The sequence below is a fragment of the Streptomyces sp. NPDC020742 genome, from assembly GCF_040641675.1.
Taxonomy (GTDB): Bacteria; Actinomycetota; Actinomycetes; order Streptomycetales; family Streptomycetaceae; genus Streptomyces.
Window position 1 is genome coordinate 146,058 of sequence record NZ_JBFAEA010000002.1, and the last position, 12,473, is coordinate 158,530.

Annotated in this window: 15 protein-coding genes and 1 pseudogene; 8 read left to right on the top strand and 8 right to left on the bottom strand. The window is 73.9% G+C overall.

The window, feature by feature from the left end:
- Nucleotides 1–208: 208 nt before the first annotated feature.
- From AB0G84_RS04640 to AB0G84_RS04650, 3 genes are read left to right on the top strand one after another with little or no spacing between them, the layout of a single operon-like run.
- Nucleotides 209–487 (top strand): hypothetical protein, encoded by a 279-nt coding sequence (locus AB0G84_RS04640; RefSeq protein WP_361315451.1) that lies wholly within the window; start codon nt 209–211, stop codon nt 485–487.
- Nucleotides 484–2,844, top strand: coding sequence for a heavy metal translocating P-type ATPase (locus AB0G84_RS04645; RefSeq protein WP_361315454.1), 2,361 nt, complete (start codon nt 484–486; stop codon nt 2,842–2,844). Before AB0G84_RS04640 ends, AB0G84_RS04645 begins: the two co-directional genes overlap by 4 nt.
- Nucleotides 2,841–3,362 (top strand): copper chaperone PCu(A)C, encoded by a 522-nt coding sequence (locus tag AB0G84_RS04650; protein ID WP_361315456.1) that lies wholly within the window; start codon nt 2,841–2,843, stop codon nt 3,360–3,362. Before AB0G84_RS04645 ends, AB0G84_RS04650 begins: the two co-directional genes overlap by 4 nt.
- Here AB0G84_RS04650 and AB0G84_RS04655 read toward each other — a convergent pair.
- Together AB0G84_RS04655 and AB0G84_RS04660 are read right to left on the bottom strand one after the other, a co-directional pair.
- Nucleotides 3,295–3,888 (bottom strand): hypothetical protein, encoded by a 594-nt coding sequence (locus AB0G84_RS04655; protein ID WP_361315458.1) that lies wholly within the window; start codon nt 3,886–3,888, stop codon nt 3,295–3,297. The genes AB0G84_RS04650 and AB0G84_RS04655 overlap by 68 nt on opposite strands.
- Before the next feature lie 99 nt (nt 3,889–3,987).
- Nucleotides 3,988–4,644, bottom strand: coding sequence for a sigma-70 family RNA polymerase sigma factor (locus AB0G84_RS04660; RefSeq protein WP_361315461.1), 657 nt, complete (start codon nt 4,642–4,644; stop codon nt 3,988–3,990).
- A 49-nt stretch (nt 4,645–4,693) separates the two neighbouring features.
- Here AB0G84_RS04660 and AB0G84_RS04665 point away from each other — a divergent pair, with 49 nt between their 5' ends.
- Entirely contained in the window at nt 4,694–4,999 is a 306-nt protein-coding gene (locus AB0G84_RS04665) for a zf-HC2 domain-containing protein (protein ID WP_361315463.1), read from the top strand.
- Nucleotides 5,000–5,604: 605 nt separating this feature from the next.
- On the opposite strand, the gene AB0G84_RS04670 is transcribed toward AB0G84_RS04665, so the two are convergent.
- From AB0G84_RS04670 to AB0G84_RS04685, 4 genes and pseudogenes are all read right to left on the bottom strand, one after another.
- Nucleotides 5,605–6,399, bottom strand: a complete 795-nt coding sequence (locus tag AB0G84_RS04670) for a PE-PGRS family protein (RefSeq protein WP_361315466.1) — start codon at nt 6,397–6,399, stop codon at nt 5,605–5,607.
- 324 nt (nt 6,400–6,723) lie between these two features.
- Nucleotides 6,724–7,072, bottom strand: a pseudogene (locus AB0G84_RS04675) (DJ-1/PfpI family protein); the annotation flags it as partial.
- Nucleotides 7,073–7,270: 198 nt separating this feature from the next.
- On the bottom strand, nt 7,271–8,542 hold the full coding sequence (locus tag AB0G84_RS04680) for a globin domain-containing protein (protein WP_361315469.1): 1,272 nt from the start codon (nt 8,540–8,542) through the stop codon (nt 7,271–7,273).
- A gap of 151 nt (nt 8,543–8,693) precedes the next feature.
- Nucleotides 8,694–9,137, bottom strand: a complete 444-nt coding sequence (locus tag AB0G84_RS04685) for an Rrf2 family transcriptional regulator (RefSeq protein WP_361315471.1) — start codon at nt 9,135–9,137, stop codon at nt 8,694–8,696.
- 292 nt (nt 9,138–9,429) lie between these two features.
- On the opposite strand from AB0G84_RS04685, the gene AB0G84_RS04690 reads away from it, so the two are divergent.
- A complete protein-coding gene (locus AB0G84_RS04690; RefSeq protein ID WP_361315473.1) occupies nt 9,430–9,837 on the top strand; it encodes a hypothetical protein in 408 nt (135 codons plus the stop codon).
- A gap of 170 nt (nt 9,838–10,007) precedes the next feature.
- Nucleotides 10,008–10,568, top strand: a complete 561-nt coding sequence (locus AB0G84_RS04695; protein ID WP_361315475.1) for a hypothetical protein — start codon at nt 10,008–10,010, stop codon at nt 10,566–10,568.
- 95 nt (nt 10,569–10,663) lie between these two features.
- On the opposite strand, the gene AB0G84_RS04700 is transcribed toward AB0G84_RS04695, so the two are convergent.
- Both AB0G84_RS04700 and AB0G84_RS04705 read right to left on the bottom strand, forming a co-directional pair.
- A complete protein-coding gene (locus AB0G84_RS04700; protein ID WP_361315477.1) occupies nt 10,664–10,900 on the bottom strand; it encodes a DUF6480 family protein in 237 nt (78 codons plus the stop codon).
- Nucleotides 10,901–11,039: 139 nt separating this feature from the next.
- Nucleotides 11,040–11,195: a DUF6131 family protein gene (locus AB0G84_RS04705; RefSeq protein ID WP_361315480.1), complete on the bottom strand. Its 156-nt coding sequence runs from the start codon at nt 11,193–11,195 to the stop codon at nt 11,040–11,042.
- Nucleotides 11,196–11,557: 362 nt separating this feature from the next.
- On the opposite strand from AB0G84_RS04705, the gene AB0G84_RS04710 reads away from it, so the two are divergent.
- Both AB0G84_RS04710 and AB0G84_RS04715 read left to right on the top strand, forming a co-directional pair.
- On the top strand, nt 11,558–11,800 hold the full coding sequence (locus AB0G84_RS04710; RefSeq protein WP_361315482.1) for a hypothetical protein: 243 nt from the start codon (nt 11,558–11,560) through the stop codon (nt 11,798–11,800).
- Nucleotides 11,801–11,908: 108 nt separating this feature from the next.
- Nucleotides 11,909–12,439, top strand: a complete 531-nt coding sequence (locus AB0G84_RS04715) for a type 1 glutamine amidotransferase domain-containing protein (RefSeq protein ID WP_361315484.1) — start codon at nt 11,909–11,911, stop codon at nt 12,437–12,439.
- Nucleotides 12,440–12,473 lie beyond the last annotated feature (34 nt).

The following is a 12,473-nucleotide window of genomic DNA, read 5'->3' on the forward strand; positions in this document are numbered from 1 at the left end:
GGAGAGGTCGGACACCGCGCCCGTCGAGTTCCCGCCGCCGGCGGGCAATTCGGCGGGCGCGCCGCGCACCGGCGGTCCGCTGCCGGTCAATCCCAGATAGTCGGCCCCGCGGCCCGGCGGGTTCCGGCCGGGACGCGGGACAAACCTCACGCCCGCGAGGCCCCCAGATCGGCGCTCCGGCGCCGCCCGGTAGTGCCACCATGACGCGATGTCCAGCTCCCCGGCCGACCGCAGTCGGTCCCCGCTCGCCCAGGCCGTCCGACGCCTGCTGCCCGCCCGGACGGTGCTCGCCTTCGTCGCCCTGTTGGCGGTGCTCTTCGCCCTGTCGTACACCGCCGGCGCCCTCGCCGGGCCGGTCGCCCCCGGACTGCACCCGGCCGGCGGCACCGGCACGAAGGACCCCGCACCCGACGACGACATGGGCGGTATGCACGGCATGGGCGCCGGCGCCCCCCGCCCGGTGACGGTGGGGACGGCAGCGCGATGAGCCACCCGCGGTCCGCACCCGGCACCGGCCCCGCCACCGCGGCCCCGGCGCCCGCCCGCACCACCACCCTCACCATCGGCGGCATGACCTGCGCGGCCTGCGTGGGCCGGGTCGAGAAGCGGCTCGGCCGGCTGGCCGGCACCACCGCCTCGGTGAACCTCGCCACCGGCCGGGCAACCGTCAGCCACCCCGCCGAGGTGTCCGTCGAGGAACTCATCGGCACCGTCGAGGCGGCCGGCTTCACCGCACAGCGCCCCGAGCCCGAGCCCGCGGACGGCCACCGGCCCACCGGCCGGCCGGACCCGCAGGAGACACCGGACGACGACCGCGCCGAACGCCACCGGCTGCTGCTCACCGCGCTGCTCTCGCTCCCCGTCCTGGCCCTGTCGATGGTGCCCGGCTGGCAGTTCCGCAACTGGCAGTGGCTGTGCTTCCTGCTCGCCGCGCCCGTCGCGGTCTGGGGCGCCGCGCCCTTCCACGCCCGTGCGCTGCGCGGCCTGCGGCACGGCGCGGCCACCATGGACACCCTGGTCTCCCTGGGCGTGGCGGCGTCCTTCGGCTGGTCCACCTGGGCGCTGTTCCTCGGCGGTGCCGGGGCCCCGGGGATGACCATGCCATTCAGCCTGCTGCCGACCGGGGGCGACGGGAGCGCCCACCTCTACCTCGAAGCCGCCGTCGGCGTACCGCTGTTCGTCCTGGCCGGGCGCCGGATGGAGGCCAGGGCCCGGCGCGGCACCGGCTCCGCCCTGCGGGCGCTCGCCGAACTCGCCGCCAAGGACGTGGCCGTACGGACGGACGACGGTGAGCGGCGCATCCCGGTGGAGCGGCTACGGGTGGGCGACCACTTCCTGGTGCGCCCCGGCGAACGGGTCGCCACCGACGGCACCGTCGTCGAGGGCAGCTCCGCGCTGGACCTGTCGCTGATCACCGGCGAGAGCCGTCCGGTGGAGGCCGGCCCGGGCTCACCGGCGGTCGGCGGTGCGGTCAACTCCGGCGGCCTGCTGGTAGTACGCGCCGACGCGGTGGGCGCGGACACCCAACTCGCCCGGATCACCCGGCTCGTGGAGGACGCCCAGACCGGCAAGACCCGCATCCAGCGGCTCGCCGACGCGGTCGCGGCGGTCTTCGTACCCGCCGTCCTGACCGTCGCGGTCAGCGTCCTGGGCTTCTGGCTCGGCGCCGGAGCCGACCCGCAGGCCGCACTGACCGCGGCGGTCGCCGTCCTGGTCGTCGCCTGCCCCTGTGCGCTAGGCCTGGCCACCCCGACCGCGCTGCTCGCCGCCACCGGCCGCGGCGCCCAGCTGGGGATCCTCGTCCGCGGCCCCGAGGCGCTGGAGCGGCTGCGCCGCATCGACACCGTCGTCCTCGACAAGACCGGCACCCTCACCACCGGCCAGATGGGCGTCACCGCCCTCACCGTCCGCCCCGACGGCCTCGGCCCGGCCACTACCCTCCGGCTGGCCGCCGCCGTCGAGCAGGGCTCCGAACACCCGCTGGCCCGCGCGATCACCACCTACGCCCACGACCGGCACCCGGACCAACCCGTGGCACCCGTCAGCGCGTTCCTCTCCACCCCCGGGTACGGCGTACAGGGCACCGTGGACGGCCACCACGTGCGGCTCACCCGCCCCGGCGACCTCTCCGGTCTGCCGGCGCCGCTCGCCGACGCGGTACGGGCCGCCGAGACCGCCGGGCACACCGCCGTCCAGGTCACCGTCGACGACACCCCGGAGGCCGTCCTCGCCGTCGGCGACGCCCTCCGCCCGGACGGCTACCGCGCGGTGGAACACCTCCGCCGGCTCGGCCTGCGGCCGGTGCTGGCCACCGGCGACCGCACCGCCACCGCCCGGGCGGTGGCCGGCCACCTCGCCATCACCGAGGTGCACGCCGAGGCCCGTCCCGAGGACAAGGCCGCGCTGGTCCGCACCCTCCAGGAGCAGGGCGCCCGGGTCGCGGTGGTCGGCGACGGCGTCAACGACGCAGCGGCGCTGGCGCTCGCGGACCTCGGCATCGCCATGGGCAGCGGCACCGATGCCGCGATCGGCGCCGCCGACGTCACCCTGGTGCGCGAGGACCTCCAAGCCATCGCCGACGCGGTCCGGCTGGCCCGCCGCACCCTCGGCACCATCCGCGCCAACCTCGCCTGGGCGTTCGGCTACAACCTCCTCACCGTGCCGCTCGCCGCCGTCGGCCTGCTCAACCCGATGCTCGCGGCCGCCGCCATGTCCGCCAGCTCCCTCCTCGTCGTCGGCAACAGCCTGCGGCTGCGGGCCTGGCACCCCCGCGGCGGAGTGGGGCGGCCCGCCCGCCGCCCCCACACCCCTCGCACCGGCCCCCGTTGGGAGACCACCTCATGACCCGGCTTCCGTTCCCCGCCCTCGCCGTACCCGTGCTCACCTGCCTGGCGACCCTGGGCGCGCTCACCCTGTGGACCGCCACCGGCAACGCGGGCAGCCCGGCCAGGATCAGCGTCGCGGAGGGCACCGTATGGATCCCGTCCGGCGCGTCGGCGGCCGGCCGACCCGCCGGGACGGGGGCGTCCGGCGGGGCGGGCCCCGAGTCCACCGCGGCGTTCTTCACCCTCCGCAACACGGGCGGCGCCCCCGACGTCCTCACCGGGGTCACCGGACCCGCCGGACACCGCGCGATGCTCAGCCGCACCGTCGACATCGGGCACAACGCCCGGAGCATGGCGATGGTCCGGTCCGCCACCGTGCCGGCCGGCGGCACCCTGCGGATGACCCCGACCACCGTGGACATCATGATCAGCCCGGCGCCGACCCTCGCGCCCGGCGACCGGCTCACCCTCACCCTCCACTTCCGTGACGGCCCTCCGCGGACCGTGCGGGCCCGGGCGGTACGGCCCGGCGGCTGAGACCGGCCCGTACCGACCGCGCCGCCGGGACGTCACGGAGGTCGGCCGGCCCGCACCCGCACCCGCTGCGGGTCGGTACCCGCTCCGGTGCCCCGCCGCCGGGCGCACTTCGGCACGAGGCACAGGGGGTGGCGGTCCGATTCTCGTCGTCGTAGAAGGTGATCTGCTGAGGGCCGAGGGCGACCCGCCACACCGGGGCGACGACGTCACCGACCGAGGAGCCGCCGGGCCGGACGCCGAGCGGCGCCGAGCCCATCCGGTCGAGCACGGTGAACCGGGTGGCGGCGGACCAGCAGGGAACCGTGATCCACCCGCCGGGGTCCTTGTCGTGCGGAAGGACGCGGTGGCCACGGTCGTCCTTCTGGGCGTTCACGAGGTCGCCGGGCACGTCCTCGCTGACCCCGTCGGCGAACGACTGGTTCGTCGCGTACCCGACCCCGAGGACCAGCGCGATGACGACCACCACCCCCAGGCACCCGCCGGAGGACTCCGGCTCGCCGACTGCCCCGCTCCGGTGCTCGCTCACGGCTTCGCGGTTGGGCCGGCACCGGCTTCGTCGGCTCGGCCGCAGCCGACTGTGGGTGGGTCCGGCCCGCCCCGTACACCGGGGCAGGCCTCTCACCCGTCAGGCCACCGCACTCACGAGCGCCCGCGTCCGCCCGCCCGGCTCCGACCGCCGGCCCGGCTCCGACCGCCCCGCCTCGGTCGGACCGTCCAGCGGCCCCTCGGCGCCTCCCTGTTCGGCATCCGTCAGCAGCGCGACCAGCGTCTCCCGGGCCCGCGCCACCCGCGACCGTACGGTCCCCACCGGGCAGCCCATCACCCCCGCCGTCGCCGCATAGGGCAGCCCCAGCAGCTGTGTGAGCACGAACGCCTCCCGCCGCTCCGGCACCAGCGCCGCCAGCAGTTCGGCCAGCGCGATGCCCTCGTCGAAACCGGGGACACTGCGCGGCTGCGCCCGCTCCGCCGCCGACTGCCAGTCGTCGGTCGCGGCCAGGCGGGGCCGGACCGCGTACGACCGGATCCGGTCCGCCACCACCCGCCGGGCGATCGTCAGCAGCCAGGTACGCGCCGACGACCGGCCCTCGAACCGCGGCAGGCTGCGCAGCGCCCGCACATAGGTGTCCTGCACCAGGTCGTCGGCCGCCTGCGGGTCGCCGCTCAGATGCGTCACATAGCGCCGCACATCGAGCTGGGTGGCCCGGACGAACTGCTCGATCGCCCGCTCGTCACCGGTGCGGGCGGCCAGTGCCCAGCCTGTCACCGCCTCGTCATCCCGCACAGCGCGACCGCCCCTCGCCGGCCCCGCACCCGTCGGGGAGGATGGCGGCATGCTCTGCTCGCGCATCCGCACGGCCCTCTCCGCCCGTCTCGACGGGGAGGAGCTGCCGCCCGGCGTCACCGCCCGACGGCTCGGCGACCACCTCGCCGGCTGTACGGACTGTCGCCGCTGGGAGGCACAGGCGCGAGCCCTGGCGGCCCGCCTGGACCGAACCGAGGCGCACGACGGCCGCGGCCTGCCGGACACCGGGCGCGACGACGGGGCGGCCCTCGCCGCACTGCTCGCCGGGCTGCGGGCGGCCTCGGTGGGGACGGGCACCGCGGGGCCGCACACGGGCGGCGACCGAGCCGGCTGACCGGCCGGCGCACGAGCCCGTACCGGCCGGGGCACCGGTGCCGGACGCCGGCAGCCGCGTTCCCGGCGTCCGGGCAGGGGGCATCATCAGGGGTCTTGTGGAGTCCATGGGAGTCCTTCGCATGATCCGGCACCCGCCGCTCGGGGCGGTGGTGACCGGTGACGTCGGAGCCGGCTCCCGGCGCGTACGCAGCGCTCGCCGCCCCACGGCGGGCTCCCCGTCCAGGGCCGGGCGCCCGGCGACCGACCCGCGTACGTGCGGTCAGCGCTCAGCGCCCGGAAGGAACGAAGCCTCCGCAGCGGAGATTCCCGCAAGGGGACTCCCGCAACGAAGCTCCGCAACGAAACCTCCGCAAGGAAGCCTCCCCAACAGGGGCTTCCGCAACGGGGCTATCGCAAGAGGGCCATCGCAACGGGGACTTCCGCAAGGGGTGATCCACCGTGGGGACAGGGGCAACGGGTACGCGCCGGGCGGAATCAGCGGGCGGACCCACCCACGCGCCCGCCATCCAAGGAGGTCGCGCAGGGGCCGCCCGCGGATGCCGCGTTCATGGACGGATCGTCCACGGGCGGCACTTCCACCGGCTCGGGAATTCGGCCGTGCTGTCAGCCGACAGCCGGCTCATGCGGCGGACCCCGCAGCGACATCGCATGGGCCAGCAGCAGCCTCCGGACCGCACGCCGCGGCTCCTGCCGGGCGGCGCGCACCACGGGCCGGACGGTCGGCAGCACCCTGCGCAGGACGAGCACCAGCGGCGCGAACAGCCGCGCCGACACGCTCCGTACGAGCCGGAACGCCGCCCGTTCACCACCCCACAGCCACCCTGCGCTGAGCAGGGCGACCAGCAGGTGGGCCGCCATCATGCCGAGCGCACTGCCGTGCGCCATCGCGCCGGCCGCCGCGCTGCCGTGCGCCATCATGCCGGTGCCGCCGCCCGGATGCGCCGACCCCGGCATCCCGGGCATCCCCGGCATCGCCGGGTCCCCGGCCATCCCCGGCATGGTCGCCATCTGTCGGTGCATCAGCCGGAGCATCCGGTCGGCACCGCCCTCGGACGCCGGCATCGACTGCGCGCCGCACATCCAGGCCGCCGCCCACTGCCGGGCGAGCGACAGCCGTGTACCGGTCCCGCCGGACGTACCGGCCACCGCCTGGCCGAACGAGAAGGCAGTGTGCAGGGCGGCCTGGGTTCCGACGGTGAGCAGCCCCACCAGCACCGGGCCGCGTTCCCGACCCGCGCAGCACCACGCGCCGGCCGCGGTGACGACCGCGGCCGAGAGCAGCATCCACGCGGGGACCGTGGCATCCGACATCACCACGTGTCCCAGCGCGGCGAGCAGCACACACACCGCCGCGAACACCGCGGCGCGTAGCCCCCTGAGAAACCGCCCCGCATCCATGACAGGCCCATCGTCGCACCCCGGCACCGGAGCCGAGCGGGAGGGTCACCCCAAGATCACTCGCGGCAGCGCGAGCGACCCGGGAAGACGCGCCTTTCCGGGCCGCCGCGAGCCGCAGCGGGCGCCGGGAAGGCCCCACGGTCAGGCTCCCGTCGTCAACCGGGGCGGATGATCATCAGGACCGTCACCACGGCCCAGAGCAGGTTGAACACCCCGGTGAGCATGGCCAGCCGACCGTGCCACTGGAGAGGAGGAGTTTCGTCACGGCCCGTGGCTTCTCGGGCCCGGTTAGGCCCGGTTGTCGGGGGTGGTGAGGCCGGTGGGTCAGGAGGTCGTCGGGGCCGTCACCGGTGGGGCACCGTGGGCGCTCCACACCACGCCCCGCCGCTCATGGGCATCAACTCCTCGACGGCGTACGCCACTTGGGGTCCCGCCTCGCGCTCCAGCAGATACAGACCCAGATCCAGATCCAGACCGGAGGTGACGCCGCGCCGGTGACCAGATCGCCGTCCTCGACGACCCGAGCCCGTACGGCGGTCACACCGGCCCCGGACAGCAGGGCCATCCCATCGTGGTGCGTGGTGGCCCGCCGGCCTTCCAGGAGCCCGGCCATGGCCAGCAGGAGCGAGCTGCCGCACACGGTGGCCGTCGTCACCTCGGGGCAGACCATCGCCGTCCCGAGGGGGCGCGGCTTCAAGCGCACCACCGGGGTCAGCCCGCACACCTACCGGCGGACGTTCCGCCGGCGGCCGGACGCGTCAGGAGGGGCGGGGGTGCAAACCCGGCAACGCGGTGTGGCGTAGCCGGGCGACCGCCGTCCGTGCGGCGGCCCGCGGTGAGTCGCGGGCGGTGCGGGGCCGCCGACGGTGCGTCAGGACAGGCCGCGCCACAGGTCCGGGCCGAACACCTCGTAGTGGATCGCCCCGGCCGGTACGCCGCGGCGCAGCAGGGCACCGCGTACGGCGCGCAGGAACGGCAGCGGGCCGCACAGGTACGCGGTGAGCCCGTCCGGAAGCTCCAGCGCCCCGATGTCGGCGTGCCCGGCCGCGACGTGCGCCGTTCGGTCGTCCGGCGCCGCGTCGTGCCCCTCCTCGTACCGGTCGTGCCCCTCCTCGTACCAGAGGTGCAGCCGCGCGTCCGGCAACGCCGCGACCAGCAGCCGCTGTTCCTCGCGCAGCGCGTGGTCGGCGGGGCTGCGGTCGGCGTGTACGACGGTGAGTGGGCGGGGCGACCCGGTGGCGACGAGATGGCCGAGCAAGGCCAGCATCGGGGTGCTGCCGATGCCCGCGGAGGCGAGCAGCAGCGGGCCGTTGCCCTCGGGCAGGACCAGGTCCCCGCAGGGGGACGACACGGTGAGCTCGTCACCCACCCGGGCGTTGCGGTGCAACCACGAGGACACCTCTCCCTCGGGGCGGGGGGCCGCGCCGAGGGCGGTGTCCGCCGCCTCCTCTCCGCGGGTGTCCGGCACCCGTTTGACGGTGATCCGCCACTGCGGGCCGCCGGGGGCGGCGGAGAGGCTGTACTGGCGGATCTGGCGTGCCCCGTCGGCCAGTTCGGCCTGCACGCTGACGTACTGGCCCGGCCGGAACGGCGCGGCAGGTCTTCCCTCGGTGGGGCGGAGGACGAGCGAGATGACGTCGGCGGTCTCCTGGTACCGCTCGGTGATCACCATCCGGTGCCAGACCTGGCCCTCGGCGGTGCCCGCCTCGCGGTAGAGCCGGGCCTCGATGGCGATCAGGGCGTTGGCCATCAGCCAGTAGACCTCGTCCCAGGCGGCGGCCACGGCGGGGGGCAGCGCGGCGCCGAGCACCTCGGCCATCGCATCGAAGAGGTGCTGGTGGACGACCTTGTACTGGTCGGAGGTGATGCCCAGCGACGTGTGCTTGTGGGCGATCCGCGCGAGCAGGGCGTCCGGGCGGGCCTCGGGGTGGTCCAGGAGCAGGCCGGCGAAGGCTGCGAGGGCGCCCGCCAGGGCCTTCTGCTGCTCCCCGTTGGCCTGATTGCCCCGGTTGAAGAGGTCCCGCAGCAGCTCGGGGCGGGCGGTGAAGAGCCTCCGGTAGAACACCTCGGCGATCTCGCCGAGGGCCGTCTCGACGGTGGGGAGGGTGGCGCGAAGGACAGGAGCGGACTGTTCGGAGAGCATCGCGGCTCCTAATTGGTAAATGATCTGCGTATTTAAAGTCGTGGTTGCGGCATCGTTGCGGCTGCCGGCGGCGCTGGTCCGAAGCCCTTGCCGCCGGTCGGTCCGCGCCGGAACGCTCGTCCGTCCACCCGTCCGCCCGGCCGCCGCCGGGTCAGTCGGGGCGGTACCCCACCAGTCCGACCAGCACGGGGCCGGTCGGTGAGGACACCAGTTCACGGACCGTCAGCGGGTCGAGCGTGGCGTAGAAAGCCTCCTGCGCGTCGCGCAGGGCGCCGCGGAGTCGGCAGGCGGCGCGGAGCGGGCAGGGGGGAGCGCCTTCGCAGGCGACGACCTCGCCCTCGCCCTCGAGTTCGCGCACCAGCCAGCCGACCGAGGCCTCCCGGCCCAGCCCGGTCAGCTCCAGGCCGCCGCCCCGCCCTCGTCGCGCCTCGACCACGCCGAGGTGCTGCAGCCTGCTGACCGCCTTCGCCATATGGGCGTAGGGAACATCCATCACCTCCGCCACCTCGCGTGTGGTCATGGACCCGCCCTGATCGGAGACCGCCAGGCGCATCACTGCTCGGAGCGCCAGATCGGTGAACTTCGTCAACCGCACGCTGCGACGCTAGCAAATGCGCATGTTAGATTCCTATTTGAACGTCGGGCATGGTGGTGTGGCATGCGTCATAGGGGAGGGGTGGCGGGCCGCGGTCAGGCGGGCAGCGGTCCCTTGTGTAAACGGGTCTGAGGGAGAGTGGGGGTGTGCGGCCTCATGATGGCTGATGGCGCATGGTGCCCTTGAGGCAGATGAGGTTCGAGGCGCTCATGGCGCACACCGGGTGCATCGGGCGCATCGGGCTCATGAGGGTTCGCGGCAGCGACAGTTACGTATCGGATGGTGGCAAGTGATGGGCGACGGACGGTCAGGCCGCACCGAGGTGACCGGGGCCCCGGTCCCGCATCTCCTGTGTGACGCCAAGGCGCTCGCCGCGCTGGGCCCCGCCCCGGCGGGTGCGCTGTGGCGGCTGGCCGAGCCCGGACGGCAACTCGACGCCAACCTCGTACACATCCGGCCGGCGGAACGTATCGAGCCGCACATCGAGCCGGACCTGGACGTCCTGCTGTTCGTCGTCGCCGGCGACGGCACCCTGGGTACGACGGGTGAGCCGCAGCCGCTCACCGAAGGGGGGCTGGCCTGGCTCCCGCACGGATCCACCCGGAGCATCACTGCGGGCGAGGCCGGCCTCTCCTTCCTGACGGTCCATCGCCGCCGTCCCGGCCTGCAGATCCGGCCGCCGGCGCCGCCCGGCGACTGACGGTGCGCCGCGGCCGGTGCGTGCGGGGCGGCAAACGGGCGGCCCGCACGATGGCCCCGTCAAGGCGCCCCGCGCGATGCCCCCTCCTGAGGGCGACCATCGGCATGTTGTTTGCACGCCAGGGCGAGCCGCACGCCGACGTCCGCGACCGCAGGGGTTACAAAGGCCGCGTGCACGACAGCGACGAAACAGCGGTTCCCGAGTCCGATCCCGGTCTGTGTGATCTGTGCGGCGGATTCATCCCGTCCGACCTGCAGATCTTCTCCCTGGTGCCGGACTCCTCCGTCATCCACCCGGACGACCCGGGCCAGGACGGTCAGCGGCTGCTGGCGGCCTGCAGCCCCGAACACCTCGCCGAACTCCAACAGCAGTACCGGCAACGCCCCTACGTCAACGAAGAGCTCTGGTCGGGCAAGATCGCGCGCGCTCTGCGTGCGCACCCCGAAGGGCTCGACGAGGAACAACTCGTCCACGCCACGGGCCTGAACTTCATCCAGATCGAGCACACCCTGTCCTGGGAGAGCGAACGCTTTCTGTGCCACCAGATCGGCGAGGGTGAGGATGAAGGCCACCCCGAAGCCCAGCCCGATGCCTGCCCCGAAGCCCAGCCCGATGCCTTCCCCAGCGGCCGTCACGATGGACACGGTGAGGACCGCACGGGGCCGGACGACGGCACGGGCGGCGGGTGGCGCGAGGGCGGCTACGGAGGCGGGGACGGGGGCGGGCCCTGACCAACGCGCTCGCCCCCGCGGGCGACGAACCACCACACCCCCCCCGCGGCGTGCAGCTCCGGCCCGGTGTCGGGGCGGCGGTCGGCGCAGGCGGGTCAGCGCGCCACGATCACCGCATAGGCGATGAAGAAGGCCGCGCAGAGTACGACGACGATGGCGAGAACGGTGACCGGCCCCTTGGCCCAGCCGCGCGACTGGGTGTCACGAGGGCCGGTTTCGGAACCCGTGCTGTCCTCGCCCGGTGGGGTCTCGCCCGGCGGCACACCGCCCTCGGCGCCGAGGCCAGGGGGCTCATGCGCATTCGGATCCGGGTGCTGATTTCCGATGCTCATTCCGGACACCCCTTCCGAGCGTATTCCGTCCGCATTCGCTGGGTGCATTTCGTGTATTCCGCGCGTACGGAGCGCGGCGACAGGAATGAATCCGCGGACAGGTCTGAGGCCCGCCTCACTCCGGGGCCCGCCAAGGGGCCTACCAATAATGTCGTCGGCCGAAGACCGCATGGCCCATTGCGCCCAGGACCCACAGGACCAGGCCGATCACGGCAAGAATGATGCCGATGGTCCACAGAATGGCAATTCCGGTCAGGAACCCGATGATGAGCAAGATGACTCCGAGAACAATCATGATGCTCTCCGATCTCGCATGGGACGGCATAGGGCTGCATGAGCCGCACGGGGCCGCATGAGCCGTATGGGGCTACAGCGGAATGCATTCGGCTGTTTCACTTATCCATCTCACTGTGATCCTCGCCCGCCGCGAGGGCAACCGCTGGCAGCGTCACCCCCGTCCGCGCGCACCGCACCGCACCGCACCGCACGGCCCGGGCCAACGGCGCCCTTCCGCTGTGCGGCACCCCGCCTCTGTGCGCCCCGGGCCTCCCGCCGCCGTCACGGCCGTGGCGGTCACGAGCGCTCCCGCCCGATTCGCGCGCACCGGGCCGCCGAGGTGAAGTGAAGGGGGCGTCCGCAAGGGATGAGGAGGCCGATATGCAGCACGCCGAAACTCCCGAGGAACCACGGAGAAGGTCCCCCGCCCCTTCCGCCGCCGGCCCGCCGACGCCGCCCGCACACCACGGCGATCCGCAGGCGCCGGACCGGGACCCGGACCGTGGCGGCGCCGGCCACCCGCCCATGAAGCTCACCGAAATGGCGCGCCGGAAGGCCAAGCAGGCCATGGAGAAGCTCAAGCCGCACGGGGCGCACGAGTCCGACGGCCCCCACGACCGATGACGCCGGGACACCGCGGCGTGAGCGGCGCGGACGGTTCGGTACCGCTCAGCCGGACGCGCCGGACGCTTCGGCATGGCGCAGGAGAGTCAGCGAAAGGAACGAGGGCCCATGCAGATCGCATTCCTGGTGGCGCCGCACGGTGTGGAGCAGGTCGAGCTGACCGAACCCTGGCAGGCCGTTCTGGAGGCGGGCGACGTTCCCCATCTGGTCTCCACCCGGTCCGGCCGCATCCAGGCCTGCCATCACCTGGACAAGGCGGACACCTTCGCCGTCGACCGTACGGTGACGGAGGCAACGGCCGCCGACTACGGTGGCCTGGTCCTGCCGGGCGGCCTCGCCAATCCGGATGCGCTGCGCATGGACCAGAAGGCCGTGGCTTTTGTGCGGGACTTCTTCGACGCGGGCAAGCCGGTCGCCGCGATCTGTCATGCGCCCTGGACGCTCATCGAGGCCGATGTCGTACGGGGACGTACGCTCACGTCCTGGCCCAGCCTGCGGACCGATATCCGTAACGCCGGCGGCACCTGGGTCGACGTGCAGGTCAACGTCTGCACGGCCGGCCCCAACTCGCTGATCACCAGCCGCAAACCCGGCGACCTAAAAGCCTTCTGCGCCACGCTGGTCGCGGAGTTCTCCTAGGAGTGTTTGAAAAGTTGAGAGAGGCTGTGAATCC

Excerpts from the sequence above, each read along its gene's own strand:
- AB0G84_RS04640 (WP_361315451.1), top strand. The coding sequence starts at position 209 with ATGTCCAGCTCCCCGGCCGACCGCAGTCGGTCCCCGCTCGCCCAGGCC.
- AB0G84_RS04710 (WP_361315482.1), top strand. The coding sequence starts at position 11,558 with ATGCAGCACGCCGAAACTCCCGAGGAACCACGGAGAAGGTCCCCCGCC.
- AB0G84_RS04650 (WP_361315456.1), top strand. The coding sequence starts at position 2,841 with ATGACCCGGCTTCCGTTCCCCGCCCTCGCCGTACCCGTGCTCACCTGC.
- AB0G84_RS04715 (WP_361315484.1), top strand. The coding sequence starts at position 11,909 with ATGCAGATCGCATTCCTGGTGGCGCCGCACGGTGTGGAGCAGGTCGAG.
- AB0G84_RS04670 (WP_361315466.1), bottom strand. The coding sequence starts at position 6,399 with ATGGATGCGGGGCGGTTTCTCAGGGGGCTACGCGCCGCGGTGTTCGCG.
- AB0G84_RS04645 (WP_361315454.1), top strand. The coding sequence starts at position 484 with ATGAGCCACCCGCGGTCCGCACCCGGCACCGGCCCCGCCACCGCGGCC.
- AB0G84_RS04665 (WP_361315463.1), top strand. The coding sequence starts at position 4,694 with ATGCTCTGCTCGCGCATCCGCACGGCCCTCTCCGCCCGTCTCGACGGG.
- AB0G84_RS04690 (WP_361315473.1), top strand. The coding sequence starts at position 9,430 with ATGGGCGACGGACGGTCAGGCCGCACCGAGGTGACCGGGGCCCCGGTC.
- AB0G84_RS04705 (WP_361315480.1), bottom strand. The coding sequence starts at position 11,195 with ATGATTGTTCTCGGAGTCATCTTGCTCATCATCGGGTTCCTGACCGGA.
- AB0G84_RS04700 (WP_361315477.1), bottom strand. The coding sequence starts at position 10,900 with ATGAGCATCGGAAATCAGCACCCGGATCCGAATGCGCATGAGCCCCCT.
- AB0G84_RS04680 (WP_361315469.1), bottom strand. The coding sequence starts at position 8,542 with ATGCTCTCCGAACAGTCCGCTCCTGTCCTTCGCGCCACCCTCCCCACC.